The following is a 26,472-nucleotide window of genomic DNA, read 5'->3' as shown; positions in this document are numbered from 1 at the left end:
AGAGCGACCGCCCGGACTCTTGGGCAGCGTGCGCCTCGACGGCAAGCCCCTCGTGCCGCTTCCCACCGGGTCTTGCCTCCGCGCCCTCGGGGACCGAGCTTTCGAGAGACGAGGAGGCCGTGATGTCGCGTCCAGTCTGGGTGGGGTCGCTGAGCTTCGGACCGCTGACGCTCCCGGTGCGTCTCCACGGCGCCGTGGCCTCCCATCAGGCGCGATTCCACCTGCTCCACGACGCGGACGGCGCTCGCATCCAGAACAAGCGGGTGTGCTCGGTCGACGGCGAGGAGGTCCCCCTGGACCACGTGGTGCGGGGCTACACGCTGCCGGATGGACGCCATGTCACCGTGACGCGCGGAGAGCTGGACGCGCTGGACCCCACGGCCAGCCGGGTCCTCGCGCTGGAGGACTTCGTCGACCCGGCCCAGGTGGACTCGCTGCTGTTCGATACGTCCTACCACCTGGTCCCCGCCCAGGGCGCGGAGCACGCGTACGCGCTGCTGACGGCGGCGCTCCAGGACTCGGGCCGGGCGGGCGTGGGGCGGCTGGTGCTGTACCAGAAGGGGCACCTGTGCCTCGTGCGGCCTCATGGACGGGGGCTCGTGCTGACCACCCTGCACGCGATGGAGGACAGGGTCGCCCCGGAAGCGCTCGCCGAGCAGGCCACGGCGGGGACTCCCCTCGACTCGGGGGAGCTGGAGGCCCTGCGGAGCCTCATCGCGTCGCGCTCCGTCGACTTCGACCCCCGCCGTCATCCCGATGTCCACCGTGAGCGGGTGATGGCCTTCCTGGAGCGCCGTGCCCACTCCGGTCCTCGCTCGCGGCGGCCACCGCGCATGCGGGTGGTGGCGGCGGAGGCGCTGCTGGGGGTGCTCGAGAAGGGCCTGGAGGCGCTCCGCTCGGGGCCGGCGACGCCCCCTTCCGAAGGGACCTTGCGGGTGCGGCCCTCGCTGGCGGCCCGCGACACCCGCGAGAAGAGCCCCCCGACGCCGCCGTCCCGCGAGCGGTCGGACGACGACGGAGGCGAGCCCTCCTCGTCCTGAGCAGACGCGCCGGCCGGGGATGTGCGGTGGTCATCGCTGAGTCCTGGCGCACAGATGGCCGCAAGAAATGCGTGGGCCGGGCGAGCCCCGGTGCTATGTGCCAGGGCGGATGCCTGAGTTACCCGAAGTGGAAATCGCTCGGCGCAACCTGGTGCGCTGGTTCGATGGACATCAGCTCGTGCGCGCGGAGGCGGATGACACCCGCATCTTCCGTGGCGCGGAGCGCGCCGCGTTCACGAAGATTCGCGGCCGGCTGACGTCGCTCGTCCGCAGGGGCAAGTACCTCCTCTTCTCCTTCGAGGATGGCCACGGCGTCCTGGGTCACCTGGGGATGACGGGCAAGTTCGTCCGCCGCAAGGAAGGCGACGAGGTGCGCTTCAGCCGCGCCCGGTTCCACCTGGACGACGGCCACGTGCTCCACTTCGCGGATGCCCGGATGTTCGGACGGATGGAGCCCGCGCCCGCCGCGAGCCTGCGCTCCCTGGACGTGGTGAAGGCCCTGGGGCGCGACCCGCTGGCGGATGGCCTCACCGCGGGGCAGCTCGCCGAGGCCGTGGGGACCTCCAAGCAGGACCTCAAGGTGGCCCTCATGGACCAGGGCCGCATCGCCGGCCTGGGGAACATCCACGCCGCGGAGGCGCTGTTCCGCGCCCACCTCCACCCCGCCCGGAAGCCCTCCACCCTCGCCCCGGACGACTGGAAGCGCCTGGTCCAGGCCATCCGCGAGAGCATCGACTTCGGCCTCGAGGAGCAGGAGGGGGAGGAGCCCGTGTACCTGGAGGAGGGGGGCTCCGAGAATCCGTTCCTGGTGTATGGCCGGGGGGACGGCCCATGCTCCCGGTGTGGTTCCACCGTGGAGTCCTTCCCCCAGGCCGGACGCACCACTTATGCCTGTCCCAAGTGCCAACCCCGGGGGAGGGTCGGGAAATGACTCCTGACGTCTTGGCGTTGACGGCGCGAACTCGCGTCCCGGTTGGCGTTGACACCCCCCTGTCCCATGGCTTGAATCGCCCGCCTTTCCGACCCGGCCGCCCCGAGCGGCCCTGGAGATCGTTGCCCATGTCTCACGTCCTGCTGGCGGCGCTGCTCGTCGCTTCCTCCACGGCCGCCGCCCAGGCGCCTGCCGGGAGCACGCCGCCGCCCGCTCCCGCCACGGAGTCCGCGCCGGCGCCCGCGCCCGCCACCTCCGCCGAGTCTCCGGCCGTCGCCCCCGCGCAGCCCCCCGCCCCCGAGGGCGAAGCCGTCACCCGCGACGACCTGGAGGCCACCAAGCAGGAGCTGCGCGGAGAGATTCGCGCCGAGGCCGCCAAGCAGTCCCTCAACGGCGAGGAGTGGAGCGAGGAGTACCCGGAGGAGCAGCGCAAGCTGGAGATCTTCTCGCTCGACGGCTACTTCCGCCTGCGCCCCACGCTCTTCTACAAGTTCGACCTGGGCAGGCCGACGAGCGTCCCGGAGATCTTCCCGCGCTCGCCGCGCGCCGGAGACCGCACCCAGGCCTTCGCCACCATGCGCCTGCGCCTGGACCCCACGTTCAACGTGTCCGAGCAGGTCCGCATCAAGCTGCAGGTGGACGGCCTGGACAACATGGTCATGGGCGCCTCGCCCGACACGCTCTACCCGGGCCAGCAGCGCAACCTCTTCACCATCTTCTCCGAGGACCAGGAGTCGCTGGGTGACACGCTGTCGGACTCCATCAAGCTGCGCCGCGCCTACGGCGAGGTGAACACCCCGGTGGGCATCCTGCGCTTCGGCCGCATGGGCAGCCAGTGGGGCCTGGGCATGATGCGCAACGATGGCAACTGCTTCGACTGCGACTACGGCGACACCGTGGACCGCATCCAGTTCGTCACCGAGCCGTTCGCCGGCTGGTACATCACGCCGATGCTGGACTTCAACGCGGAGGGCACCGTCAGCAAGAAGGAGGCCCAGGGCGAGCCCATCGACCTGACCAACGCGGATGACGCCCACAGCTGGGTGCTGGCCATCGCCCGCCGCGATACGGACGCGCAGATCCGCTCCAAGCTGGAGAACAACCAGGGCGTGCTCCAGTACGGCCTGCACTTCGCCTGGCGCACGCAGCGCTACCAGGACACGCAGGACGCCAACGGCAACCCGAGCGGCTTCATCCCCCGCGACGCGTCGCTGTACATCCCGGACTTCTGGCTGCGCTACGAGGAGCGCAACTGGCGGGTGGAGTTCGAGCTCGCCGCGGTGCTCGGCAAGATTGGCAACCGCGCGCTCATCCCCGGTGAGACGTCCTTCAACCAGAGCCTGGACGTGACGCAGTTCGGCGGCGTGGTCCAGGGTGAGATGAAGTTCCTGGACCAGAAGCTGTCCATCAACATGGAGCTGGGCTTCGCCTCGGGCGACAAGGCGCCGGGCTTCGGCAACTACCCGGGCCGCAAGAATGGCCCGAACTCGGACCGCTTCTACCCCGAGCGCGGCGACGTGGAAGGGCCCCAGTACCGCTGCGACAGCGGTGGCTGCTCCGACAAGGACATCCGCAACTTCCGCTTCAACCGCGACTACCGCGTCGACCTCATCCTGTGGCGTGAGCTGATTGGCGGCATCACCGACGCGTTCTACGTGCGGCCGTCCGCGAAGTACTCGGTGGCGCCGGGCATCGACCTGTGGGGCCGCATCATCTACTCGCAGGCCATCTACTCCGAGTCGACGCCGTCCTCGCTCAACAAGTCCCTGGGCATCGAGCTGAACGCGGGCGTGGACTACACGTCCGAGGACGGCTTCATCGCGGGCGTCGCCTACGGCATCCTCTTCCCGATGTCGGGCCTGGAGGCGTTCAACCTGGATCCCCAGGTCGACCTGGAGACGCCGCACACCGTGCGTGGCTGGCTGGGCATCAAGTTCTAGCCATGTCCCGGGCCTTCACGTCGCTGAGTGTCGCCGCCATCCTGGCGTTGGGGATGGTGGCGTGCGGCATCAAGGGGGCCCCGAAGCCGCCCCTGGCGGCCCCTGTCCCGGCGACGGAGACCCCTCCGCCGCCGTCGGACACGGAGCAGACGAGCGTGGAGACCGCGGGGCCGTCGCTGATGGCCACGACGGACGCGGGAATCCTGACGCCCACGCCCATCGAAGACGCGGGTTCTCCGTGAGTTCATTCGTCTTTCGCAAGGGCGTGCTGCACGCGGAGAAGGTGCCGCTGCCCGCCATCGCCGACGCGGTGGGCACGCCCACCTATGTCTATTCCACCGAGGCCCTGACGCGGCACTTCCTCGCCGTGTCGGAGGCCTTCGCCGAGGCCCGGCCGCTGCTCTGCTACTCGGTGAAGGCCAACTCCAACCTGGCCATCCTCAAGCTGTTCGCCGGGCTGGGCGGAGGCTTCGACATCGTCTCCGGAGGGGAGCTGGCCCGCGTGAAGCACGCGGGAGGCGACCCGGCGAAGACGGTGTTCGCGGGCGTGGGCAAGACGGCGGAGGAGATGGAGGCCGCGCTCGCCGCCGGCATCCTGTTGTTCAACGTGGAGAGCGCCGAGGAGTTGGAGGCGCTGGACGCGGTGGGTCGTCGCATGGGCCGCCGCGCGCCGTTCGCGTTGCGGGTCAACCCGGAGGTGGATGCGCGCACGCACCGCTACATCGCCACGGGCCTGAAGACGTCCAAGTTCGGCGTGCCCTTCGAGGAGGCGGTGGAGCTGTACGCGCGCTCGCGGAAGATGAAGGGCGTGCGGGCCGCGGGGCTGGACTGTCACATCGGCTCGCAGCTCACGCAGAGCGCGCCCCTGCGCGCGGCGCTCACGAAGGTCGCGGGGCTGTACCTGGCGCTCAAGGCCCAGAAGCACGCGCTGGAGTACCTGGACGTCGGCGGCGGCCTGGGCATCACCTACGTGGACGAGACGCCCCCTTCCGCCGCCGAGTACGCCCGCGTGGTGTGCGCGGCGACGAAGGACACCGGGGCGCGGCTGGTGCTGGAGCCGGGACGTTCACTGGTGGGCAACGCGGGCGTGCTGCTCACGCGCGTGCTGTACCGCAAGCAGACGCCCGCGCGGCGCTTCGCCGTCGTGGACGCGGGGATGAACGACCTCCTGCGCCCGGCGCTCTACGAGGCCCACCACGGCTTCGTCCCGCTGGTGAAGCGGCGCGGCGGCAAGGCGGTGGAGGTGGACGTCGTGGGGCCGGTGTGTGAGTCCACCGATGTGCTGGCCAAGGCCCGCTCCCTGGTCCTTCCCCAAGCGGGCGAGCTGTATGCCTTTCTCAGCGCCGGGGCCTACGGGATGAGCATGGCCTCCAACTACAACTCGCGTCCCCGCCCGGCCGAGGTGCTGGTGGACGGCGAGGCGTGGCGGGTGGTTCGGGAGCGGGAGCGCACCGAGGATCTCTGGCGCGGCGAGCGGGCCTGAACATATAAGCGCCAGCATGATGACCTTCGAAGGCTCGATGACGGCGCTGGCCACCCCGTTCCGGAATGGCGCGCTGGATGAGTCGGCGTTCCGGGCGCTGGTTCGGCAGCAGATCGAGGGCGGAACCAGCGTGCTGGTTCCCATGGGCACCACGGGCGAGTCCGTCACCATGACGGCGGACGAGCGGGCCCGCGCGGTGCGCGTGGTGGTGGAGGAGGCCAAGGGCCGCGCGAAAGTCGTCGGCGGCGCGGGCTCCAACAACACCGCGGAGGTCATCGAGAGCGTGGCGCGCGTGCGCGAGGCCGGAGCAGATGGCTCGCTCATCGTCACGCCGTACTACAACAAGCCCACGCAGGCGGGCATGGTGGAGCACTTCCGGGCGGTGGCGCGTGCGCACCCGGGCTTCCCCATCATCGCGTACAACGTCCCGGGCCGCACCGGTGTGGACCTGCTGCCGGAGACGATGCTGCGCCTGTGTGACATCCCGGAGGTGGTGGCCATCAAGGAGGCCACCGGCAACATGGCGCGCGCCGTGGACCTCCTGGAGAAGTGCGGCGACCGGCTGACGCTGCTGTCCGGCGACGACTTCACGGTGCTGCCGTTCATCGCGTGTGGTGGCAAGGGCGTCATCTCCGTCTCGTCCAACCTGGCGCCGCGGATGATGGCGGACCTGGTGGCGCTGGCGCGCGCGGGAGACATCGCGAAGGCGCGCGAGCTGCAGGTGAAGATGAACAACCTGCACCGGCTGCTCTTCATCGAGTCCAGCCCCACCCCCGTGAAGTGGGGATTGCACCTCTTGGGCCTCTTCGGGCCGGAGGTGCGGCTGCCGCTGGTGCCCATGACGGAGCCCAACGCGGTGAAGCTGGGCGAGGAGCTGCGGCTCCTGGGCCTCCTGAAGCACTGAGCGCCACGAGACGTGAGGAGCGCGGCCACATGATTCGCATCGTCATCACCGGCATCACCGGACGCATGGGCAGCACGCTGCTGCGGCTGGCTCGCGACACGGCGGACTTGCGGGTGGTGGGCGCCACGGAGCGGCCCGGCAGCAGCGCGGTGGGGCTGGACGCGGGGCTCGCCGCGAGGCTGGGCGCGCTGGAGGTGCAGGTGGTGGACGACCTGGGCCGCGCGCTGGATGCGGCGAAGGCGGACGTCGTCATCGACTTCACCGGCGCCGAGGTGAGCGTGGGCCACGCGAAGGCGTGCGCGGCGCGCGGCGTGGCCTTCGTGTGTGGCTCCACGGGCTTCTCTCCCGAGGGGCTCGCGGAGCTGGCCGTGTGCGCGAAGACGGTCCCCATCGTCGCCGCGCCCAACATGTCCGTCGGCGTCAACCTGGTCATCCGCGTGGCCGCGGAGCTGGCGCGGGTGCTGGGGCCGGGCTTCGACGTGGAGGTGCTGGAGGCGCACCACCGCATGAAGAAGGACGCGCCCAGCGGCACCGCGCTGCGGCTGGCGGAGGTGCTGACCGCCTCGCTGGGTCGCACGCAGGAGGACCTGACGTTCTCCCGCCATGGGCAGATTGGCGCGCGCCCCGCCCAGGAGATTGGCGTGCAGACGCTGCGCGGCGGCGACGTGGTGGGTGAGCACACCGTGTATTTCTTCGGCGAGGGCGAGCGCATCGAGCTCACGCACCGCGCCACCAGCAGGGACCAGTTCGGCCTGGGCGCGCTGCGCGCCGCGCGATGGGTGGTGGGCCGCCCGCCCGGGCTGTATGACATGGCCGACGTGCTCGGCTTCCAGGGGAACTCATGACGACCGCCCGCTACTGCCGCTTCCTCCACGAGGGCCGGTCGAACCATGGCCGCGTCGAGGGCTCCGAGGTGGTGGTGCTCTCCTCGGCCCCCTGGCTGAGCGGGGCGAAGGACACCGGCATCCGTCGCTCGCTGTCCCTGGTGACGCTGCAGGTGCCCTCCGACGCGTCGAAGGTCGTCTGCGTCGGGCAGAACTACCGCAAGCACGCGGAGGAGATGGGCAAGCCCGTCCCCACCGAGCCGCTCATCTTCATCAAGCCCTCCACCGCGCTCAACGGGCCGGGCTCGCCCATCCGCATCCCGAAGGCGAGCCAGGAGGTCCACTACGAGGCGGAGCTGGCGCTCATCATCGGCGAGCGGCTGAAGAACGCCGACGAGATGACGGCAGCGCGCGCCATCTGGGGCCTGACGTGCTTCAACGACGTCACCGCGCGCGACATCCAGAAGCGCGAGATTCAGCACGCCCGCGCCAAGGGCTACGACACCTTCGCCTGTGCGGGACCGTGGGCGGTGACGGGCCTGTCTCCGCTGGACCTCCAGATCTCCTGCCGGGTGAACGGGCAGGTGCGCCAGGACAGCCGCACGTCGGACATGGTCTTCAGTCCTGCTCGCCTGGTGGCCTTCATCTCGCAGATCATGACGCTGCTGCCGGGGGACATGGTCAGCACGGGGACGCCCTCGGGGGTAGGGAAGCTGTCGGCCGGTGACTCGGTGGAGGTGGAGGTGGAGGGAATCGGGACGCTGCTCAATCCAGTTGAGATGGAGCCGTGAGCACCCTTGTCTACGTTGGATTGGGCTCGAACGAGGGGGACCGCGAGTCCCACCTGGTCGCCGCCTTGACCGCGCTGTCCCGCATCGACGCGGTGGCGGTGCTTCATTGTTCCTCGCTCTTCGACAGCGCGCCCGTGGGGCCGCCGCAGCCGCGCTTCCTCAACGCGGTGGTGGCGCTGGAGTGTGATTTGTCGCCCCAGCGGCTGCTGTGCATCCTTCAGCAGATAGAGAAGGACCTGGGCCGCAAGCGCGAGGTGCGCTGGGGGCCTCGGACCATCGACCTGGACATCCTCTTCTGGGAGGGGCAGGTGGTGGCGGACCCTCATCTCCAGGTGCCGCATCTGGAGTTGCACAAGCGCCGCTTCGCGCTGGAGCCGTTGGTGGAGCTGGCGCCGGACTTGTTGCACCCCGTGTTGGGAATGTCGGTGAAGGAGCTCCTCGGGAAACTCGCCCCGCAGGATGTCCGGAGGAGTGAGGCCACCTGGTGGCCCGAAGCGAGCCTGCCGAGCAACGAGACATGAACCTCCCCCTGGCCCTGGCCACCTTCGCGCTGCTGAGCGCCGAGCCCCCCTCTTCGCTGCCCCCTGGTCACCCGCCTGTCCCCCCGGGGACCCAGGTGTCGCCCGCCACGCCGTCCGCGGCTCCGGCTGGTGCGCTCCCGCAAGGCCATCCCTCCGTGGAGGGCACGGCGCCGTCCGCGGCGATGCCGACGGGGCCGCTGCCCTCGGGACATCCGCCGCTGTCGGGCACGGGCAAGGCGCCTCCGTCCGCGGAGGAGCTGCTCAAGCAGCTCGACTCGACGGAGGGCCTGAAGGACCGCGAGAAGACGTTTGAAATCGCGTCGTCGCTGGGTCGGCTCTACTACCTGAATGGCCGCAACGCGGAGGCCATCACGTACCTGCAGCAGGCGGAGTCGCGCGCGAAGCCAGTGCGCGACGTGTTCCTCGCGCAGCGCAAGAAGCTGGGCAAGGCGCCGCTCGCGACGGCGGAGGCAGCGGGCTGCGGCTTCACGGCGGGGCAGGCATTGGAGTCGTTGAGCGCGGTGGTGCAGGAGCGCGCGAAGAAGGGCGATGCGGCGGGCGCGGCGGCGTGTGCTCGCGCGGCGCTGGAGCCCTCGCTCGATGTCGGGGTGATGCGCGCCAACGCGCACTTCCTGGCCGGAGATTCCGCGGCGGCGCTGGTGGCGTATGGCGCGGTGCTGGAGGTGGAGCCCCGGCATGAGGAGGCGCTGTTCGGCCGCTCCGCGCTCCTGTTCGAGACGAAGGGTGAGGACCTGGCGGCGCTGAAGCAGGCGAAGGACGGGTTCGAGGCGGTGCAGGCCGTGGCGCGTCCGGAGTCGGCTCGCGCGACGGCGGCGAAGCGGTTGGCGGGGCTGGTGGACGAGACGGTGAAGGCGGGAGGCCGGGCGAAGCTGTTGGCCTCGCGCGCGGAGGACCGTCGCATCCGGCTGTCGCAGGCGCCGACGGGCCCCGCGCAGGACGCGCCGCGCCCGCTGACGCAGGAGATGATGGACTCGGTGAACAACACCGAGCGCACGCCGGAGCTGGAGCAGGGCCTGGCGAAGCTGGTGGATGAGGGCGAGGAGCACCTGGCGAAGGGCCGCTTCAAGGAGGCGCTCGCCAACTACACGCGCGTGGTTCCGTTCCAGCCGGAGAACGGCCGCGCGAAGGCGGGCATGGCCTGGGCGCTGGTGAGCCTGGAGCGTGAGATGGCGCCTCGCGTGTGGGGCGTGGCCATCCAGACGGCCCCGGCGGCCGTGGAAGCGCTGGGCGACACGCTCAAGGCCAAGGGCGACGAGAAGGGCGCGAAGGCGCTGTGGCGGAAGCTGGCCTCGGATGCGCCCTCGTTCAACACGGCGGGGCTTCAGGCCAAGCTGTCGCAGTAGGCGCTGCGCTCGAGGGCCTGTGTCCGACAGGCCCTCGGTGGTGCCGCCGCTTCAGACGAACTTCGCGGCGAGCAGGTCCTGCACGTCGAGCAGGCCCACGGCGCGGCCCTCGGCGTCGACCACGGGGAGCTGGTCCACCTTCAGCTCGCGCATCTGCGCGGTGGCGGCCATCACCAGCGTCTCCGGCGTCACGCAGCGCGGGTTCTTCCCCATCACCTCGCGCACCGACACCGTGAAGTCCGTCTTGCCCTGCTCGACGCGGCGGCGCAGGTCTCCGTCGGTGAAGATGCCGACCAGCCGCCCCTTGCGGTCCACGACACACGCCGCGCCCGGACGGCCCGGCGTCTTCGTCATCACTCCCACCACCTCCGTCAGCGTCGCGGTGTCGCGCACCAGCGGGTTGGTGTCCCCCGTGCGCATCAACTCGAAGACGCGCTGCACGGAGCGCCCCAGCTTCCCACCCGGGTGGAGCAGCGCGTACTCATCCGTCCCGAAGGTGCGCGAGCGCATCACCGCCATGACGAGCGCATCCCCCAGCGCATGCAGCGCCGCGGTGGACGCGGTGGGCACCATGCCCATGGGGCAGGCCTCTTCAATCCGGCCGATGTCCAGCACCACGTCCGCGCCCTTCGCGAGCGCGCTGTTCGTGTCCCCCGTCAGCGCGATGACCGGCGTGGCCATGCGCTTGAACGCGGGCAGGAGCCGCAACAGCTCCTCCGTGGCGCCGCTGTTCGACATCGCGAGGATGACGTCCCCACGCGCCACGCGTCCCAAGTCCCCATGCACCGCCTCCGCGGGGTGCAGGAACACGGAGCGGATGCCCGTGGAGGCGAGCGTGGCGGAGAGCTTCTGGCCGATGTGGCCCGCCTTCCCCATGCCCGTCACAATCACCTGACCCGCACATGCACGCACCAGCCGCGCCGCGCGCACGAAGGGCTGACCCAGCCCCGCCGTGGCGCCCAGCACCGCGCGTGCCTCCACCTCCAGCACGTCCCGCGCGTACGCGAGCAGGGCCTCGTCGTCCGGCTCGGACGAGGGGGCTGGAGTGGAGCGGCCGGGGAGGGCTCGCAAGCGGGGCTTCTTGGCGGCGGCGCGGGAGGAACGAGGCATGGCGGCGGGTTCGCCTTGTAACCCCGGACACCTCGGGTGGCCACCCTTGACGCGTGGGGGGGCTTCGGTTACGCGCCTGCTCGCACGGCCCCCCAGGGCCGACCACATCGCCCCTCATTCATGGGGGCATCCAGGAGAGTGACGACATGAAGTTCTTCATCGACAGCGCGGACGTGGAAGAAATCCGGAAGGCCCACGCCATGGGCTGCGTGGACGGCGTCACGACCAACCCGTCGCTGCTCGCCAAGGTGGGCCGCGGGTTGGAGGAGACCATCCGCGAAATCTGCTCCATCGTCGACGGCCCCATCAGCGCCGAAGCCGTGTCGCTGGACGCCGAGGGCCTCATCGCCGAGGGCCGCGTCCTGGCGAAGATTCACGACAACGTCGTCGTGAAGATTCCCATGGGCGTCGAGGGCGTGAAGGCCGTCAAGGCGCTCACCGCCGAGGGCATCCGCACCAACGTCACCCTCATCTTCTCCGCCAACCAGGCCCTGCTGTGCGCGAAGGCCGGCGCCACCTACGTGTCGCCCTTCGTCGGTCGGCTCGATGACATCTCCCAGGACGGCATGGAGCTCATCTCCAACATCCTCGAGATCTATTCGAACTACGACTTCGACACCCAGGTGCTGGTCGCCAGCGTGCGCAACCCCGTGCACGTGCTCCAGTCCGCCCGCATGGGCGCCCACGTCGCCACCCTGCCGTACAGCGTCATCACCCAGCTGGCCAACCACCCCCTGACCGAGGCGGGCATCAAGAAGTTCCTCGCGGACTGGGAGAAGGTCCCCAAGGCCAAGTAGTCCCCGAAGAGGGCCGGAGCAGCCCTCCAAGGCCCCCGGGATGTCCACTGGACCCCCCGGGGCGCCGCCCGACCCCCGGGGGCTCCACTTTCCTCGGCGAGTTGGGCTGGAGATTTCGCGTGGCGGCATGTATTCGTTGACTCCCGAGTCAACACGTCGACCGAATCGCGAGGAATCTCATGGAATTCGAGCTCACCGAGGACCAGCGCGCGCTCCAGCAGGCGGCGCGCAAATACTCCCGCGAGGTGGTGCGCCCCAAGGCGGCGCACTACGACGAGACGGCGACCTTCCCCCGGGACTTGCTGGCCACGGCGTTCGAGCTGGGCCTGCTGAACATGGCCATCCCCGCCGAGTACGGCGGCGTGGGCCTGTCGCACCTGGACCAGACCATCGTCGCGGAGGAGCTGAGCTGGGGCTGTGCCGGCGTGGCGACGTCCATCATCGCCAATGACCTGGCCAACCTGCCCATCATCCTGGCGGCCACCGAGGAGCAGAAGAAGCGCCTCCTGGGCCACTTCGCGGAGCGGCTGAAGTTCTCCTCGTTCTGCCTGACGGAGCCTGAGGCGGGCAGCGACGTCGCCAACATGCAGACCACCGCGCGCCGCGAGGGTGACGAGTACGTCATCAACGGCGCCAAGTGCTTCATCACCAACGGCGGGCACGCGGAGCAGTACACGGTGTTCGCGACGGTGGACAAGGCGAAGAAGCACAAGGGCATCACCTGCTTCGTCGTCGAGGGCCGCCCCAAGGGGCTCTCCGTCAGCAAGCACGAGAACAAGATGGGCCAGCGCGCCAGCGACACCGTGTCGCTCACGTTCGAGGACGTGCGCGTGCCCGTCGCCAACCGCATCGGTGAAGAGGGCCAGGGCTTCTCCATCGCCATGGCCACGCTGGACAACAGCCGTCCGCTCACCGCCATGTTCTCGGTGGGCATCGCCCGCGCCGCGCTCGAGCACTCCATGGAGTACGCCTCGCAGCGCAAGACGTTCGGCAAGCCCATCATCGAGCACCAGGCCATCCAGTTCATGATTGCCGACATGGCCATGAACACCCACGCCGCCCGCATGCTCACCTACGAGAGCGCGTGGCTGCTGGACCAGGGCAAGCGCAACAGCCTCCAGTCCAGCTACGCCAAGTGCTTCGCGGCGGACATGGCCATGAAGGTCGCCACCGACGCGGTGCAGGTCTACGGCGGCTACGGCTACATCAAGGAATACCCCGTGGAGAAGCTGATGCGCGACGCCAAGCTCATCCAGGTCTACGAGGGCACCAGCCAGGTCCAGCGGCTCGTCATCGCCAAAGAACTGTTCAAGTAGAACCGCAGAACCGTGTCCGGCGGCCGTTTCCCATTGCCGCCGTGACACCCGGATGCCTATTAACCCAGGCCGTTCGCGCGCCGCGTCAAGGCGGCTTGCACGGACTGTTTTCCAGCCTTCTAAAACGCCTCCCGCAAGGAGTAGCCAGCCGTGAAGATCCTCGTCACCGCCAAGCGCGTGGAAGACCCCGAGTCCAAAATCAAGGTGAAGCCCGACGGCTCGGGCATCGTCCAGGAGGGGCTCAAGTACAAGATCAACCCCTTCGACGAGATTGGTGTCGAAGAGGGCCTGCGCCTCGTCGCCAAGCACACGGGCGAAGTGGTGGTGGTGTCCATCGGCGGCAAGGAAGTGCAGGAGCAGCTCCGGCACGCGCTGGCCATGGGCGCGCACCGCGCGGTGTGGGTGAACCACACGGGCCCGCTGGACCAGCTGGGCATCGCGGCGCTGCTGCAGAAGGTCGCGGAGAAGGAGAAGCCGGACCTGGTCGTCCTGGGCAAGCAGTCCATCGATGACGACCAGAACCAGGTGGGCCAGTACCTGGCCGAGTTCCTGGGCTGGGGCCAGGCCACGTTCGCCTCCAAGGTGGAGTCGCTGGAGAGCGCCGAGGAGAAGAACAAGGAGCCGGCCGTGAAGCTCACCGCGGACAAGAAGGCCGTCCAGGTGGTGCGCGAGGTCGACAACGGGCTGGCGACGCTGGAGTGCCAGCTGCCCGCCGTCGTCACCACGGACCTGCGCCTGAACCAGCCGCGCTACGCCAGCCTCCCGGGCATCATGAAGGCGAAGAGCAAGCCCATCGAGGAGCTGACGCCGGAGAAGCTGGGCGTGAACGTCACCCCGCAGATCCAGGTCCTGAAGCTGGCGTCCCCGCCCGCGCGCAAGGCCGGCATCAAGGTGCCGGACGTGGCCACCCTGGTGGACAAGCTGCGCAACGAGGCGAAGGTCGTCTAACCCTCTCGGAAGATACGGAGACACTCCAATGCCAATCGTTCTCATCGTCGCCGAGCAGCAGCCGGACGGGCACCTCCGCAAGGCCTCCCTCAACGCCATTGGCGCGGGCAAGCAGCTGGCCGACAAGGCCGGCGCGGAGCTGCACATCGCCATCCTGGGCAAGGACCCCGCCAAGGTCGTGGACGAGCTCAAGACCACGGGCGCCAAGGCCGTGCACGTGGGCGCCGCCGCGGAGCTGGAGCACTACCTCGCGGAGACGTACGCCCCCGTGCTGTCCACGCTCGCCACCGAGCTGAAGGCGGACTACGTGGGCATGGCGTCCACGGCGCAGGGCAAGGACCTGATGCCCCGGCTCGCCGCGCGCCTGAAGGCCGCCATGGCCACGGACATCACCGGGCTGAACGGCTCGGGCGCGGACGTCACCTTCACCCGCCCCATGTGGGCCGGCAACGTGTTCGCCGAGGTGAAGCTCACCACGCCGGTGAAGGTGTTCACCGTGCGCGCCACGGAGTTCGCCGCGGCCGCCGGTGGCCAGGCCGCCGCCGAGGTGAAGACCTTCGCCCCGAAGGTGGAAGCCTCCAAGACGAAGTTCGTCGAGTTCAAGGAAGTGAAGAGCGCCCGCCCGGAGCTGACCGAGGCGCGCGTCGTCATCTCCGGTGGCCGTGGCACCAAGGGCGACTTCAAGGAGATTGAAGCGCTGGCGGATGACCTGGGCGCGGCCGTGGGTGCGTCCCGCGCGGTGTGTGACGCGGGCTGGGTGCCCAACGACTTGCAGGTCGGTCAGACGGGCAAGGTCGTGGCTCCGGCGCTGTACATCGCCGCGGGCATCAGCGGTGCCATCCAGCACCTGGCGGGCATGAAGAGCTCGAAGACCATCGTCGCCATCAACAAGGACGCCGAGGCGCCCATCTTCCAGGTGGCCGACTACGGCATCGTCGCGGACCTCTTCAAGGTCCTGCCCGAGCTGCGCGCGGAGCTGCAGAAGCTGAAGTAGTCGTGCTCCGCCCTTCACGGGCGTGATGGGGGGCGACGCGGGGAGACTCCTCGCGCCGCCCCTTGTCGTTGCGGGCTACAGCTCGATGTCGCTGTCCTTGCCGGAGCCCGGCTTCGGGGCATCGCGGCGGGGCGGCTCCTCTTCCTCGAGCGGCGGCGGAGGCGGCTCACCGGAGTCGTCGCCCTCGGGGAGCAGGTCGCGCTCGGAGGGGGCATCGTCCCGGAGGTCGATGCGCGTGCCGCCCTCCACCTCCACGGTGAGGACGTCGTAGTGCCAGTCGCCGTCGCCTTCCTTGCGCGCGTCGACCTGGAGCATGCCGTCCGCCTGGGGCCCGTCGAGCGGGATGGCGAGCTGCGCGCGGGTGACGCCGTTGATGGAGTTCACCTGCGTCTGCTTGGGAAAGCCGCTGGCCTTGATGGGCGCGCCCATCACCTTGCGCACCTGCGCGTCGTTGGTGGCGATGGAGACCGCCTCCGTGTACGCGCCCATGTTCTGCGTCACGGACGAGACACCCAGTCCGACGACGACGAAGCCCAGGCAGCCGCACGAGGCGAGCAGCCCCAGACACCCCACCGGCACCACCCACTTCCAGTTGCGGCCCCACCAACCCTGCTGAGGCACCAGCGAGCCCTCGGGCGTCGCGCTCATGAACCCATCCCTCCTTGGGCCACCTCCGGGCCGGGTGGCGCACCCGTCTTATCGGGCCCAGCGCGTGGGCGATAGGGGCTGACCCGCCCCCGCGCTCGCGTCGGTTGGTGTGGGAGAAGGGAAGGGCTACATTCCGCCGCACGAGCGACAGGGAAGGCTCGTGTCGGGCCGGACTTCCCTGGAGGTGGCGCGTGCCGCCGCGGAAGACGGCCTCCTCCTCGGAGGTCCTGCAGGGTGTGCTGGAGGCGCTGCCGCTCGGGCAGAAGCTGTGGGTGCGCGGGGTGACTCGGGACCTGGCGCCCCTGCTGCGTCAGGGCGATGCCGTGCGCGTGCTGCGCTGTGGCCCGGGTGACATCTCCGCGGGCGACATCGCGCTGGTGCGGCAGGGGACCCGGCTCACCGCGCAGGTGGTGGTGTCCACCCAGCCCTGGATGACGACGACGCTGCTGGGCACGGGCGCACGTCCCGGTGGAGCGCTGCTGGGGCGCGTGGTGTCGCTGCGGCGGGGCCGGTGGTTGGTGCCGCTGCCCAGGCCCTTGAGCCCCGCGCTGTGGGTGGCACAGCGCGGTCTGGCGACAGCATGGGGCCAGCGCCGGACCCGGCTAATCTATCGGGCCGTGAGGGACTTCTTCTTCTCAGGCTGGTCGAAGCCGTTGCGGCGCCACCTGGTGGGGCCGCTCGAGGTGAGGCTCCTGCGGCCCGTGGACCTGGAGGTGCTGCTCACCTTCGCCGGAGAGCGGCTGTCCGTGTCTCCCACCTTCTTGCGGCGGCAGTTGGGCGACCGCTGGGGCCGTGACGCCCAGGAGCGCCGAGGCGCCGCCGTGGGCGCGCTGGACACCCAGGGCCGGCTGCACGGCTTCGCGTGGATGGACTCGTACCGGGAAGAGGGCTTGCCGCTGGATGGCGTCTGGGTGCGCTCGCTCGTGGTGGCGCCGCAGGCGCGGAGGATGGGCGTGGCCACGCAGTTGGTGGGCCGACTGTTGACGGAAGCGCACCGGCAGGGCGAGCCGCGTGTGCAGGCGGACGTGGACGAGGACAACGATGCGTCCTTGCGAACGTTCGAAGGGTTGGGCTTCCAGCGTGCCTCCGCGGAGCTGACCAACCAGACGAACGAGGCCTGGGACGCAGCGGGGTCGACCAAGCGCTTGATTGTCTTCCAGCGGGACTCCGCGCCCTGAATTCACGGAGGTTGCGTGAGGGGCCTGGGTGAGTCAAAAGCATCCGCCCCCCGCCGCGAGGACCTCCATGAGCATCTCCACTCCAGGCAGCATGGGCGGCGCATCATCCCGTCTGGAGCGGCTCAAGGGCTTCCAGGCGGATGGCGCGCTGCTGTTCATCACCGCCATCTGGGGCGTCACCTTCGTCGTGGTGAAGGACGCGCTGAGCTTCGCGGACCCGTTCAGCTTCGTGGCCCTGCGCTTCGGCGTGGGCGGGCTGGCGCTGAGCCTGGTGGCGGGCCGGCGGATGTTCACTCGGACGAACCTGCGCCATGGCGCGCTGCTGGCCGTCTTCCTGTTCCTGGGCTTCGCGCTCCAGACGTGGGGGCTGACGTTCACCACGCCCTCGCGCTCCGCGTTCATCACCGGGATGTTCGTGGTGTTCGTCCCGCTGCTGTCCATGCTCGTGTTCCGGCGCATGCCCACGAAGGCCGCGTGGACGGGCGTGCTCCTGTCGGTGGTGGGCTTGTTCCTGCTCACGCACCCCTCGGCGGGCGAGGGCGGCGGGTGGCTGTCCGAGGGTGTGCTGCTGACGCTGGCCTGCGCGGTGGCGTACGCCGCGCACATCACCCTCACGGAGCGCTACGCGTCGAAGGACGGCGTGCTGGGGATGGTGGCGGTGCAGTTGTGCGGCGTGTCGTTGCTGTCGGCGGCGTTCCTGCCCTTCACCACGCCGAGGGTGGAGTGGCATCCGACGCTGGTGACGGCGGTGCTGGTGTGCGGCCTGTTCCCGAGCGCGCTGGCCATCAGCATCCAGACGTGGGCGCAGGCGCGGACGTCGGCGGTGCGCGCGGCGGTCATCTGCGCGTTGGAGCCGGTGTTCGCGACGCTGTGCTCGGTGGTGCTCGGTTACGAGGTGCTGGGCGCGCCGGAGATGGTGGGCGGTGGGCTCATCTTCCTCGGGGTGATGGTGGCGGAGCTGGGCGGGCCGGCGTGGGCCTGGTGGAAGTCACGACACGAGGGAGTGCGGGCGGCGGGATGAGCGTGGAGCTGCGGCGAAACGGGTTGCACCTGTCGGGCACCCTCCTGTCCCTGGATGCGAAGCGCAAGTCGCCCCTGTGCTTCGTGAGCCATGGGCACTCGGACCACATCGCGCGGCATGAGCGCACCATCGCCACGGTGGCGACGCTGCGGTTCATGGAGCATCGGCTGGGGCCGGTGAGCGCGCCGCTGGCCGCGCCGTTCCGACGTCCGTTCGAGCTGGGGCCGCTGGTGCTGGAGCTCCTGCCCGCGGGGCACATCCTGGGCAGCGCGCAGCTGCGAGTCATCCGCGCGGATGGGCGGCGCATCGTCTACACGGGCGACTTGAACGTGGTGCCGTCGCTCACGGCCGAGGCGACGGAGGTGGCGGAGTGCGACACGCTGGTCATCGAGTCGACCTTCGGCCATCCGCGCTACCGCTTCCCGCCGCGCGCCGAGGTGTTCGGGCAGGTGGAGGCGTGGGTGCGTCGGCAGTGGGCGCGCGACGCGGTGCCGGTGTTGTTGGGCTACCCCTTGGGCAAGAGCCAGGAGGCGATGAAGTACCTGTCGAGCCGGGGCTTCTCGCTGGTGGCGCACTCGTCCATCCACGAGGTGGTGAAGCTCTACGCGGAGCTGGGGGTGCCCATCGACAACGTGCGCCTCTTCACCGGCAAGGTGGAGCCGGGCGAGGTGCTGTTCTTCCCTCCGCACCAGGTGCGGAGCGGGGCGCTGTCGCACCTGTGGCCGCGAGGCACGGCGGTGCTGACGGGCTGGGCGTTGGACCCGGGGGCCGCGCGCCGGTATGGCGCGGACGTGGCGTTCCCGGTGTCGGACCACGCGGACTTCCCCTCGTTGATGGCCTACGTGAAGGCGACGGGGGCGTCCGAGGTGGTGACGTGTCACGGGTTCGCGGAGGAGCTGGCGCAGGCGCTGCGGGACGCGGGTGTGGATGCGCGGCCGTTGGGGGGCAAGCCGCAGCAGTTGGCGCTGCTGTGAAGCGGCGCGAGCAGGAATCGGAGTAGAACGAAGCCATGGCTCGCTCTCCGAGACTGGTCGGCCGCGTGGTCCGCGTCCTGGTGTGCACCGAGAAGAAGACCTTCGTCACCCGCGAGGTGGCCGAGGTGCCGTTGACCTTCGAGGGCATCGAGGGAGACCGTCATGCGGGGCACACGCGACCAGCCGACGTGCGCACGCCCTGGTATCCGAAGGGCACGCCCATCCGGAACACGCGGCAGCTCTCGCTGGTGTCGTCGGAGGAGCTGGCGCAGGTGGCGGAGACGCTGGGACTTCCGGAGCTGTTCGCGTCATGGCTGGGCGCGAACCTGGAGCTCGTCGGCATCCCCCGGCTGACGCAGCTGCCGCCGGGCTCGCGCGTGTTCTTCCCTGGGGACGCGGTGCTGGCGGTGGAAGGGGAGAACGACCCCTGCACCGGGCCGGGGAAGGTCATCGAGTCACATCATCCAGGCCACGAGAAGCTCGCGAGCCGCTTCGTGAAGGCCGCATTCGAGCGTCGCGGCCTGGTGGCCTGGGTGGACCGGCCCGGCATCATCCGCGCGGGCGACGAGGTCCAGGTGATGCTGCCCAAGCCCGTGACCTACGTGCTGCCCGTCGAGTGAGCCTGTCTCATGAAACACCACGGGGCCGCCCGAGTCCCTCGTGAGGACTCCAGCGGCCCCGGGGGCCTTACGCGCTCTCGCGCGGGCTCACTCGTCCGGTGACTGGACGATGAGCTTCTCCTTGCCGCACACGTCGCAGCGCAGGTGGATGAACAGGTCGCCGTCGCTCTCCTCGGGGACCTCACCCTCGGGCACGCCGAGCTCCGCCTTCGCCAGCGCCGCCACCTTCGACGGGATGTCCTCCGCCTTCAGCGACTGCACGTAGGTCATCTCGCGCTCGTGGCACTCGCGCGTCTCCGGCCCGTTCAGCCACGAGGGCTCCATGCCCTCCGGCATCCGGCTCACCAGCTCCAGGTTGGTGACCGACTCGGCCAGGTACGCCAGGCGGCGCAGACGCGCCTCCTCGGGCAGCGCCGCGAAGACCTGGAAGCCCTCGAACAGCGCGTCGCGGTTGTCGCCCGTGGCCATCTGCGCCAGCTCCAGCGCGGCCTCGCTCGACTCCAGCGCCTCGTCCCAGTTGTTGTCCGGGCTGAAGCCCGCCTCCAGGAGCGCCGTGTACAGCTGCGTCGCCGACAGGCGCCGCCGGGCCTCCTGCAGGTGCTCCACCACCTCGTGCGTCAGCCGCAGCTCCAGCAGCGCGCCCGTCGTGCGGGGGTCGATGGAGCCCGTCAGGTCATCCACCTCCACCTCTTCACGCAGCGCACCCTTCAACACCTGCGCGGTGGCGAAGCGGAACAGGGGCAGCACGCCGACCTCGCGCAGGTACATGGCCGCCACGTTGGCGTCCTTCGCACCCATGCGCAGCGACTTCTGCGCCTTGTCCACCACCGCCGGGTCCGCCATCGGCTTCTTGTTCTCCAGCCGCGTCTTCACCGCCTCGCGGTAGAGCGTCTCCAGCGAGCTGCCCGGAGGCATCCGCTGGGGCACCAGCGGCCTCAGCCCCGGCACGTCCAGCACCCAGAGCGGGGGCATGGCCAGGCGCTTCAGGCCTCGGAAGAAGAGGGAGCCAGGGGGGTCCTGGGGCTTGAACGGGGGCAACTCCTCCGCGGCGGGCTCTCCCATGAGCAGCGCGTTCGCCTGCACGCCCAGCGCCTTCTCGCGCTGTTCACGGGTGAACGCGGTGATTCCCTGGGCGGGCGGCGGAGGCGGCGGCGGGGCTTCTTCCCCGTCCAGACCGACGACGCGGTCCATATCCACGTCGTCCATCTCCATATCGTCCAAGCCCTTGGCGCCCGTGAAGTCACAGCGCAGGAGCTTCAGCTTCTCGAAGGTGGCGCCCTCGAGGTTCGCCCCCCGGAAGTCACAGTCCTGGAGCCGCCCGCCATGGAAATAGGCGTTCGACAGGTCCGTGTCCCGGAAGTTGATTTTGGACAAATCGCACCGCTCCCACTCGGACCCCACGAGCCCTAGGCCCGACAGGTCCGCGTTGGCGGAGAAAAGTTGCGTGAAGGTGGCGCCAGTGTGCTCGGTCGGGACCTGACCGCCCTTGCGCAGTCGGTTCCACTCGGCCGACCCGTTCTGGAGGAGCTTCTCGATACTGGGGGCTTTCGGCATGGACCCGGGATTATTCGTATGGTCTGGTCCGCGCGCCAGCACAAATGATCGAGTACCGAATCGAGACCGACACCGCCGGGATGCGCCTGGACAAACTCCTGCGCAAACGGCTGCCCACCGTTCCGGTGAGCCACCTGTTCAAGATGATTCGCACCAAGAAGGTGCGGGTGAACGGGAAACGCGCGCAGCCCGAGCAGTTGCTCGCGGAGGGCGACGTGCTCACCATCCGAGGCGACGAGAAGACACTCCGGGGTGAGGACCGTCCGAAAGTGGACCGTCCCCCCCCTCCGGTGGACCCCAGCCAGCTCGTCATCCTGCGCGAGGACGACTGGTTGATGGCCGTCAACAAGCCCAGCGGCATGGCCGTCCACACCGGCAGCGGCATCACCGGGGGCACCCTGGTGGACTACGTGCGCGCCTACCTGGGGCCCAAGGCCGTCCGCAACGACTTCACCGCCTCCCCCGCCCACCGGCTGGACCGGGAGACCTCCGGCGTCATCCTGGTGGCCAAGCGCCGCCCGGCGATGGTGCACTTCACGGAGGTCTTCACCCACGGGCTCTCCAAGAAGCGCTACCTCACCCTGGTGAAGGGGAAGATGACCAAGGAGTCCGGGGTCATCGACCTGCCTCTGTCCGAGCATCAACAGACGGCCGAGTCCAAGGCCCGTCGCGGGGTGAACATGCAGGACGCGCTCACCCGCTGGAAGGTCGTCAAGCAGTCGGGCGACGCAGCGCTCCTGTCCTGCGCCATCGAGACGGGGCGCACCCATCAGATAAGAAGGCACCTGGCGGCCATCGGCCACCCGGTGCTGGGGGACAAGAAGTACGGTGACTTCGCCTACAACCGCGATGTGCAGGCGCGTTGGGGGCTCAAGCGGTTGTTCCTGCACGCCGAGCGCATCGAGTTTCCCCACCCGGATGGCAGTGGCAAGGTGGCCGTGGAGGCCGCACTCCCACCCGAGCTCCGGGATGTGCTCAAGCGGGCCGCGTTGCTGCCCTGAGGACCCGTCGTCGCCCGCGAGGTTTCAACACACGTATGTCCGACTCCAAGACGACTGACCGCGGCCGCTCGAAGCTGGTGCTGGAGGGGGTGTCCCCCACGCGTTGGTGGAAGGTGCTGCTGAAGCTGGCCGGCTGGCTGGCGCTGACGGGCGGCACGGCGGCCGCGCTGGGCCTGGTGGGCCTGTACTACGTGTTCGCCGAAGGGCTGCCGGCCATCCCCAAGGTGGACGAGTACTGGCCCCCCATCGTCACCGAGGTCTACACCGACGACGCGGTGCTCGCGGGCGAGTTCTACAACGAGCGCCGCAAGGTGGTGCCCTACGAGCGGATTCCGAAGCGGCTGGTGCAGGCGTTCATCGCCAGCGAGGACTCCAGCTTCTTCGACCACTTCGGCGTGGACGTGCTGGGCACCGCGCGCGCGGCCTTCAAGACCATTGGCGCGAAGCTGGGCCTGCGCTCCGGCGGCATCCAGGGTGGCTCCACGCTGACGCAGCAGACGGCGAAGGCGGTGCTCATCTCCGCGGAGGGCTACAAGTCGGCCACCGCGAAGACGCTCAAGCGCAAGATTCGCGAGGCCATCCTCGCCCGGCGGCTGGAGGAGGCGCTGACGAAGGAGGAGATTCTCTACCTCTACCTGAACAACGTCTTCCTCGGGCACCACAGCTATGGCGTGCAGAGCGCGGCGGAGAACTACTACCGCAAGGACGTGCGCGACCTGACCCTGGGCGAGATGACGCTCATCGCGGGTCTGCCGCAGGCGCCCAGCCGCTACTCGCCGTTCCTGCGTCCGGACGCGGCTCGCAAGCGCCGCGCGTACGTGCTGCGCCGCATGCTGACCGAAGGGATGATTTCGCAGGCCGAGCACGACGCGGCCAACGCGGAGGCGGTGAACGTGTACCCCGTGGAGGACGTGTTCCACGAGTTCGCGCCGTACTTCGTCGAGCAGGTGCGCAAGGACGTGGTGGACCGCTACGGCAACCCGGCGCTGCTCAAGGAGGGGCTCAAGGTCTTCACCACCATGGACAGCGAGCGCCAGCGCGCCGCGCAGGACGCGGTGATGGACGGGCTCCTGTCGCTGGACAAGCGCCAGGGGTGGCGTGGGCCGGTGGAGCAGTTGGGGCCGGAGGCGCTCAAGGCGTTCATCGAGCGGGCGAAGCGGGCCCTGGGCAAGGAGGCGCTGGTGGAGGGCCGCCTGTACGTGGCCGCCGTCACCGCCATCGACTCGGACGGCAAGGGCGCGGACATCCAGGTGGGCCCGCACGCGGCGCGGCTGCCGCTCCTGGGCATGCGCTGGGCGCGCAAGGTGAACCCGGAGGGCTACTACCCGGCGATGATGATTTCGTCGGTGAAGAAGGCCATCACCGTGGGCGACCTGGTCGTGGTGCGCCACGTGACGAAGAAGGACCTCACGGACGACAAGGAGCAGTGGGACAAGGGGCTCGCCGCGGACATCCCGGACGAGGGCGTGAAGCTCTTCCGGCTGGAGCAGACCCCCGAGGCCCAGAGCGCGCTCGTCTCCGTGGACCCGCATCGCCAGTACCTCACGGCGATGGTGGGCGGGTACGACTTCGACGACAACGAGTTCAACCGCGCCTTCCAGGCGTGTCGTCAGCCGGGCAGTGCGTTCAAGCCGTTCGTGTACTCGGCGGCGCTGGAGCAGCTCAACTGGACGGAGGCCAGCATCATCGTGGACTCGCCCATCGTCGAGCACGACCCGGACAACAAGGTGTCGTGGAAGCCGGAGAACTACAGCGAGGAGTTCGTGGGTGACGTGCTGTTGCGCACGGCGCTGGTGAACTCGATGAACATCCCCGCGGTGAAGACGTTCGGCGCGGTGGGCGTGAAGAACATGGCGGCGTGGAGCACGAAGCTGGGCATCTCCACGCCCATGAACATGGACTTCTCCGCGGCGCTCGGCTCGTCGTGTGTGTACCCGGTGGACCTGGCCAACGCCTACGCGACGTTCAACCGCTACGGCCGCAAGAAGCCCACGTACTTCGTGCGCAAGGTGGAGGACCGCTGGGGCCGCACGCTGGAGGACCACACGGCCTTCGACGATGCGTGGGCGCCGCTCCAGGACCGCGTGGCCGCGGGCTACGCGCGCCTGTTCGAGCCGGGTGAGCAGGTGATGAGCCCCGAGGTCGGCTTCATCCTCACGCACCTGCTGCGCGGCGTGGTGCAGCAGGGCACGGGGGGGCCGGCGACGCGCTTGGGCAAGCCCGCCGCGGGCAAGACGGGGACGACGAACGACTCTTTCGATGCGTGGTTCGCCGCGTACACGCGCGACCTGGTGACGGTGGCGTGGGTGGGCTACGACTTGAACCCGCATCCGCTCGGCCGCTACGAGACGGGTGGCCGCGCGGCGCTGCCCATCTGGCTCAACTACATGAAGCGCGGGCTGGAGGGCCGGCCTCAGTCGGAGTTCTTCCCGTGGCAGTCGATGGACCTGGTGCGGCTGCACATCGACAAGAAGACGGGGAAGATTGCCCCCGCGGGCTCGAAGAACTCCGAGCTGATGTTCTTCAAGAAGGGCACCGAGCCGAAGGACGCCGTGCCCGACAAGAACACGGTCGACGTGGACCAGTTCATGATGGGCGCGCAGTAGCACGGCCGAAGGTGTGAGCCCTTCGGGCCCCGTGTGCCTCTCTCTCGAGAGGTCGCGGGGCCCGATTCATTTCAGGGCGCGGGCGTTGGGGCTCACGCCCTGCGCGGAAGCACCCCGTGGCGCGCAGGGCCGCACGAATGCGGCGAGCCCGGAGTGGCGCGGGCGCCAGGCTCCCGAGCGGAAGCAGTGCGTGGGCTTCAGGCTCCCGAGCGGAAGCGGCGCGCGGGCTCCACGTGGCGCTCGATGGCGGCGCGCAGCGAGGCGAGGTCCGGCCCCGCCTCGAGCACGGAGCGCGTGGCGGTGGGGATGACCTGCGCCTCGCGTCCGGCGAACAGGCGCTTGAGGTCGTCGAAGCCCGCGCCCTGCGCGCCGATGCCGGGCGTGAGCATGAGCGCGCCGCCCAGCCGCTCGACGACGCCTCGGTCCGAGTCGGGCAGCGTGGCGCCCATCACCGCGCCCGCGGGCAGCACCCCGGGGCCCGACTTCTCGTTGAACTCGCGCAGTCCATCCGCCAGGGCCTCCGCCACCCTCCGCCCATCCGCGCCCGTGGACGTCTGGAGCGCCGTCCCCTCCGGATTCGACGAGCGCACGACGACGAACGCACAGGCACCGGACGCGCGCGCGCGCTCCAGCGTCTTCACCAGCGCGCCCAGGCCCAGGTACGCGGTGAACGTCGCCGCGTCCGCCTCATACGGACTGCCCGCGCCGAAGACGGTCTCCGCGTAGGCGTCCATGGTGGTGCCGATATCACCGCGCTTCACGTCGAGCAGCGTGAGCGTCCCCGCATCCTTGAAGCGATACATCAGCGACTGGAGCACCAGGAGTCCCGAGGGGCCGTGGCGCTCGAAGAACGCGCTCTGCGGCTTCACCACCGCGACGCTGTCACCGGCCGCCTCCAAGATGCGCTCGCAGAAGTCGGAGAGGCCCTTCGCGGTGTCGGGCAGCCCCCAGCGCGCGAGCAGGTCCTTCGACGGGTCGACGCCGAGGCAGAACGGGGAGCGCTCGTCGGCGATGCGGGCGAAGCGCTGGGCAAAGGGCTGAGGGGACGTCACCGTTCCATCTCCTGGGCAGGGGAAGAAGTCAGCGCAGCCGTCGGGCGGCGGCGTCGAAAATCGGGTTGGGCAGCACCTTCGCCAGCCGCGAGGGCAGGGCGAGCTGCCACGGGAAGGACAGCTCCGTCTCCCCTCGAAGGATGCCCGCGCCCATCAACTCCACGGCCGCGTCCGTCTCCATCAGGAAGGGCATGGGGAAGGCGTTGTTGGCGGTCATCTCGCTCTTCACGAAGCCCGGGAACACACACGTGACGCGCACGCCGGTGCTGCTCAGGTCCACGCGCAGGCTCTCCAGGAACGTGGCGAGGAACGCCTTGGACGCCGAATACGCCGCGTGTCCCGCGAGCCCTCGGTGCGCCGCGAGGCTGGAGATGCCCACCAGGTGTCCGCGCCGCCGCTCCACCATGAGCGGCAACACGGCCGTCAGCGTGGCCGCGGCACCGGTGACGTTGGTGTCGATGATGGCGCGGACCGGGTCCCACTCCATCCGCCGCCCATGCGTGACACCGCCGACGCCCGCGTTGGCGATGACCAGGTCCAGCCCACCACACTCCGAGTCGAGTGCGAGCAGCCGCTCCCGAGTGGCCTCCACCTGCGTGACGTCCATCTCCACCGGCTCCACCGTCGCGCCAGCGGCCTGGGCCTCGGCGGCGAGCGCCTGGAGCTGCGGCATGCGGCGTCCCCCGGCGAACACTCGGAGGCCGCGCTTGGCCAACCACAGCGCGAGGCCCCTGCCGAGGCCGCTCGAAGCCCCTGTGACCAGCGCCGTCCGGTAGCTCATCTCCGCCATGGTGTATCCGTCCTCCTGGCTGCGTGGCTGCTTCTCGCACGGTTGTCGCCGGAACGGGGACACAA

25 protein-coding genes are annotated in these 26,472 nt (G+C 69.8%); 20 read left to right on the top strand and 5 right to left on the bottom strand.

The window, feature by feature from the left end; all coding sequences use genetic code 11:
* Positions 1-122 precede the first annotated feature (122 nt).
* From ku to MYSTI_RS32500, 10 genes are all read left to right on the top strand, one after another.
* Positions 123-1,040, top strand: coding sequence for a non-homologous end joining protein Ku (ku, locus tag MYSTI_RS32545; protein WP_015352078.1), 918 nt, complete (start codon positions 123-125; stop codon positions 1,038-1,040).
* A 109-nt stretch (positions 1,041-1,149) separates the two neighbouring features.
* Positions 1,150-1,971, top strand: a complete 822-nt coding sequence (gene mutM / locus MYSTI_RS32540; RefSeq protein WP_015352077.1) for a bifunctional DNA-formamidopyrimidine glycosylase/DNA-(apurinic or apyrimidinic site) lyase — start codon at positions 1,150-1,152, stop codon at positions 1,969-1,971.
* A 128-nt stretch (positions 1,972-2,099) separates the two neighbouring features.
* Entirely contained in the window at positions 2,100-3,911 is a 1,812-nt protein-coding gene (locus MYSTI_RS32535; protein WP_044281891.1) for a TIGR04551 family protein, read from the top strand.
* 2 nt (positions 3,912-3,913) lie between these two features.
* On the top strand, positions 3,914-4,153 hold the full coding sequence (locus tag MYSTI_RS32530) for a hypothetical protein (protein ID WP_015352075.1): 240 nt from the start codon (positions 3,914-3,916) through the stop codon (positions 4,151-4,153).
* Positions 4,150-5,394 carry a diaminopimelate decarboxylase gene (gene lysA, locus MYSTI_RS32525; RefSeq protein ID WP_015352074.1) on the top strand — a complete coding sequence of 415 codons (1,245 nt, stop codon included), beginning with the start codon at positions 4,150-4,152 and terminating at the stop codon, positions 5,392-5,394. The genes MYSTI_RS32530 and lysA overlap by 4 nt, the downstream gene beginning before the upstream one ends.
* 16 nt (positions 5,395-5,410) lie before the next feature.
* The gene (gene dapA / locus MYSTI_RS32520; RefSeq protein WP_015352073.1) at positions 5,411-6,298 is read left to right on the top strand and encodes a 4-hydroxy-tetrahydrodipicolinate synthase; all 888 of its coding nucleotides are present in this window, start codon (positions 5,411-5,413) and stop codon (positions 6,296-6,298) included.
* Between the two features lie 29 nt (positions 6,299-6,327).
* On the top strand, positions 6,328-7,143 hold the full coding sequence (gene dapB, locus MYSTI_RS32515) for a 4-hydroxy-tetrahydrodipicolinate reductase (protein WP_015352072.1): 816 nt from the start codon (positions 6,328-6,330) through the stop codon (positions 7,141-7,143).
* Positions 7,140-7,913 carry a fumarylacetoacetate hydrolase family protein gene (locus tag MYSTI_RS32510; protein WP_015352071.1) on the top strand — a complete coding sequence of 258 codons (774 nt, stop codon included), beginning with the start codon at positions 7,140-7,142 and terminating at the stop codon, positions 7,911-7,913. The genes dapB and MYSTI_RS32510 overlap by 4 nt, the downstream gene beginning before the upstream one ends.
* Positions 7,910-8,434, top strand: coding sequence for a 2-amino-4-hydroxy-6-hydroxymethyldihydropteridine diphosphokinase (gene folK / locus MYSTI_RS32505; protein WP_015352070.1), 525 nt, complete (start codon positions 7,910-7,912; stop codon positions 8,432-8,434). Before MYSTI_RS32510 ends, folK begins: the two co-directional genes overlap by 4 nt.
* A complete protein-coding gene (locus MYSTI_RS32500) occupies positions 8,431-9,798 on the top strand; it encodes a tetratricopeptide repeat protein (RefSeq protein ID WP_015352069.1) in 1,368 nt (455 codons plus the stop codon). Before folK ends, MYSTI_RS32500 begins: the two co-directional genes overlap by 4 nt.
* 51 nt (positions 9,799-9,849) lie before the next feature.
* Here the strand turns inward: MYSTI_RS32500 and MYSTI_RS32495 are convergent, their stop codons facing one another.
* Positions 9,850-10,908 (bottom strand): KpsF/GutQ family sugar-phosphate isomerase, encoded by a 1,059-nt coding sequence (locus tag MYSTI_RS32495; RefSeq protein WP_015352068.1) that lies wholly within the window; start codon positions 10,906-10,908, stop codon positions 9,850-9,852.
* A gap of 146 nt (positions 10,909-11,054) precedes the next feature.
* On the opposite strand from MYSTI_RS32495, the gene fsa reads away from it, so the two are divergent.
* The 4 genes from fsa (at position 11,055) to MYSTI_RS32475 (ending at position 14,963) form a co-directional block, all read left to right on the top strand.
* The gene (gene fsa / locus MYSTI_RS32490) at positions 11,055-11,705 is read left to right on the top strand and encodes a fructose-6-phosphate aldolase (RefSeq protein WP_015352067.1); all 651 of its coding nucleotides are present in this window, start codon (positions 11,055-11,057) and stop codon (positions 11,703-11,705) included.
* Between the two features lie 179 nt (positions 11,706-11,884).
* On the top strand, positions 11,885-13,021 hold the full coding sequence (locus MYSTI_RS32485) for an acyl-CoA dehydrogenase family protein (RefSeq protein ID WP_015352066.1): 1,137 nt from the start codon (positions 11,885-11,887) through the stop codon (positions 13,019-13,021).
* Positions 13,022-13,171: 150 nt separating this feature from the next.
* Positions 13,172-13,969 (top strand): electron transfer flavoprotein subunit beta/FixA family protein, encoded by a 798-nt coding sequence (locus MYSTI_RS32480; protein ID WP_015352065.1) that lies wholly within the window; start codon positions 13,172-13,174, stop codon positions 13,967-13,969.
* A gap of 28 nt (positions 13,970-13,997) precedes the next feature.
* Complete coding sequence (locus MYSTI_RS32475) at positions 13,998-14,963, top strand: electron transfer flavoprotein subunit alpha/FixB family protein (protein WP_015352064.1); 966 nt, start codon at positions 13,998-14,000, stop codon at positions 14,961-14,963.
* Positions 14,964-15,038: 75 nt separating this feature from the next.
* On the opposite strand, the gene MYSTI_RS32470 is transcribed toward MYSTI_RS32475, so the two are convergent.
* A complete protein-coding gene (locus tag MYSTI_RS32470) occupies positions 15,039-15,611 on the bottom strand; it encodes a cytochrome c oxidase assembly factor Coa1 family protein (RefSeq protein ID WP_015352063.1) in 573 nt (190 codons plus the stop codon).
* A gap of 191 nt (positions 15,612-15,802) precedes the next feature.
* Here MYSTI_RS32470 and MYSTI_RS32465 point away from each other — a divergent pair, with 191 nt between their 5' ends.
* The 4 genes from MYSTI_RS32465 to MYSTI_RS32450 all read left to right on the top strand — a co-directional run bounded on the left by MYSTI_RS32465 (position 15,803) and on the right by MYSTI_RS32450 (position 19,404).
* A complete protein-coding gene (locus tag MYSTI_RS32465; protein WP_015352062.1) occupies positions 15,803-16,789 on the top strand; it encodes a GNAT family N-acetyltransferase in 987 nt (328 codons plus the stop codon).
* Positions 16,790-16,856: 67 nt separating this feature from the next.
* Positions 16,857-17,810, top strand: a complete 954-nt coding sequence (locus MYSTI_RS32460; protein WP_015352061.1) for a DMT family transporter — start codon at positions 16,857-16,859, stop codon at positions 17,808-17,810.
* Complete coding sequence (locus tag MYSTI_RS32455) at positions 17,807-18,784, top strand: MBL fold metallo-hydrolase (RefSeq protein WP_015352060.1); 978 nt, start codon at positions 17,807-17,809, stop codon at positions 18,782-18,784. The genes MYSTI_RS32460 and MYSTI_RS32455 overlap by 4 nt, the downstream gene beginning before the upstream one ends.
* Positions 18,785-18,819: 35 nt before the next feature.
* Positions 18,820-19,404: an MOSC domain-containing protein gene (locus tag MYSTI_RS32450; protein WP_015352059.1), complete on the top strand. Its 585-nt coding sequence runs from the start codon at positions 18,820-18,822 to the stop codon at positions 19,402-19,404.
* A gap of 87 nt (positions 19,405-19,491) precedes the next feature.
* On the opposite strand, the gene MYSTI_RS32445 is transcribed toward MYSTI_RS32450, so the two are convergent.
* Entirely contained in the window at positions 19,492-20,958 is a 1,467-nt protein-coding gene (locus MYSTI_RS32445; RefSeq protein ID WP_015352058.1) for a pentapeptide repeat-containing protein, read from the bottom strand.
* Positions 20,959-21,002: 44 nt separating this feature from the next.
* Between MYSTI_RS32445 and MYSTI_RS32440 the strand changes: the two genes are divergently transcribed.
* Together MYSTI_RS32440 and MYSTI_RS32435 are read left to right on the top strand one after the other, a co-directional pair.
* Positions 21,003-21,959, top strand: a complete 957-nt coding sequence (locus MYSTI_RS32440; protein WP_015352057.1) for an RluA family pseudouridine synthase — start codon at positions 21,003-21,005, stop codon at positions 21,957-21,959.
* 35 nt (positions 21,960-21,994) lie between these two features.
* Positions 21,995-24,565, top strand: coding sequence for a penicillin-binding protein 1A (locus MYSTI_RS32435; RefSeq protein ID WP_015352056.1), 2,571 nt, complete (start codon positions 21,995-21,997; stop codon positions 24,563-24,565).
* A gap of 197 nt (positions 24,566-24,762) precedes the next feature.
* Here MYSTI_RS32435 and pyrF read toward each other — a convergent pair whose 3' ends face one another.
* On the bottom strand, positions 24,763-25,617 hold the full coding sequence (gene pyrF, locus MYSTI_RS32430) for an orotidine-5'-phosphate decarboxylase (protein WP_015352055.1): 855 nt from the start codon (positions 25,615-25,617) through the stop codon (positions 24,763-24,765).
* A 28-nt stretch (positions 25,618-25,645) separates the two neighbouring features.
* Positions 25,646-26,407, bottom strand: a complete 762-nt coding sequence (locus tag MYSTI_RS32425) for an SDR family NAD(P)-dependent oxidoreductase (RefSeq protein WP_015352054.1) — start codon at positions 26,405-26,407, stop codon at positions 25,646-25,648.
* Positions 26,408-26,472: the final 65 nt, after the last annotated feature.

Origin of the sequence: Myxococcus stipitatus DSM 14675, from assembly GCF_000331735.1 — a bacterium.
In the GTDB taxonomy this organism is placed as follows: Bacteria; Myxococcota; Myxococcia; order Myxococcales; family Myxococcaceae; genus Myxococcus; species Myxococcus stipitatus.
The sequence above is the reverse complement of the archived record's forward strand: the minus strand, read 5'-3'. Positions and strand labels throughout refer to the sequence as shown.

Excerpts from the sequence above, each read along its gene's own strand:
- dapA (WP_015352073.1), top strand. The coding sequence starts at position 5,411 with ATGATGACCTTCGAAGGCTCGATGACGGCGCTGGCCACCCCGTTCCGG.
- MYSTI_RS32425 (WP_015352054.1), bottom strand. The coding sequence starts at position 26,407 with ATGGCGGAGATGAGCTACCGGACGGCGCTGGTCACAGGGGCTTCGAGC.
- MYSTI_RS32435 (WP_015352056.1), top strand. The coding sequence starts at position 21,995 with ATGTCCGACTCCAAGACGACTGACCGCGGCCGCTCGAAGCTGGTGCTG.
- MYSTI_RS32460 (WP_015352061.1), top strand. The coding sequence starts at position 16,857 with ATGAGCATCTCCACTCCAGGCAGCATGGGCGGCGCATCATCCCGTCTG.
- MYSTI_RS32445 (WP_015352058.1), bottom strand. The coding sequence starts at position 20,958 with ATGCCGAAAGCCCCCAGTATCGAGAAGCTCCTCCAGAACGGGTCGGCC.
- dapB (WP_015352072.1), top strand. The coding sequence starts at position 6,328 with ATGATTCGCATCGTCATCACCGGCATCACCGGACGCATGGGCAGCACG.
- MYSTI_RS32450 (WP_015352059.1), top strand. The coding sequence starts at position 18,820 with ATGGCTCGCTCTCCGAGACTGGTCGGCCGCGTGGTCCGCGTCCTGGTG.
- MYSTI_RS32470 (WP_015352063.1), bottom strand. The coding sequence starts at position 15,611 with ATGAGCGCGACGCCCGAGGGCTCGCTGGTGCCTCAGCAGGGTTGGTGG.
- fsa (WP_015352067.1), top strand. The coding sequence starts at position 11,055 with ATGAAGTTCTTCATCGACAGCGCGGACGTGGAAGAAATCCGGAAGGCC.
- MYSTI_RS32535 (WP_044281891.1), top strand. The coding sequence starts at position 2,100 with ATGTCTCACGTCCTGCTGGCGGCGCTGCTCGTCGCTTCCTCCACGGCC.
- MYSTI_RS32530 (WP_015352075.1), top strand. The coding sequence starts at position 3,914 with ATGTCCCGGGCCTTCACGTCGCTGAGTGTCGCCGCCATCCTGGCGTTG.
- ku (WP_015352078.1), top strand. The coding sequence starts at position 123 with ATGTCGCGTCCAGTCTGGGTGGGGTCGCTGAGCTTCGGACCGCTGACG.
- MYSTI_RS32500 (WP_015352069.1), top strand. The coding sequence starts at position 8,431 with ATGAACCTCCCCCTGGCCCTGGCCACCTTCGCGCTGCTGAGCGCCGAG.
- mutM (WP_015352077.1), top strand. The coding sequence starts at position 1,150 with ATGCCTGAGTTACCCGAAGTGGAAATCGCTCGGCGCAACCTGGTGCGC.
- MYSTI_RS32485 (WP_015352066.1), top strand. The coding sequence starts at position 11,885 with ATGGAATTCGAGCTCACCGAGGACCAGCGCGCGCTCCAGCAGGCGGCG.
- MYSTI_RS32510 (WP_015352071.1), top strand. The coding sequence starts at position 7,140 with ATGACGACCGCCCGCTACTGCCGCTTCCTCCACGAGGGCCGGTCGAAC.
- MYSTI_RS32440 (WP_015352057.1), top strand. The coding sequence starts at position 21,003 with ATGATCGAGTACCGAATCGAGACCGACACCGCCGGGATGCGCCTGGAC.
- MYSTI_RS32495 (WP_015352068.1), bottom strand. The coding sequence starts at position 10,908 with ATGCCTCGTTCCTCCCGCGCCGCCGCCAAGAAGCCCCGCTTGCGAGCC.
- MYSTI_RS32455 (WP_015352060.1), top strand. The coding sequence starts at position 17,807 with ATGAGCGTGGAGCTGCGGCGAAACGGGTTGCACCTGTCGGGCACCCTC.
- MYSTI_RS32475 (WP_015352064.1), top strand. The coding sequence starts at position 13,998 with ATGCCAATCGTTCTCATCGTCGCCGAGCAGCAGCCGGACGGGCACCTC.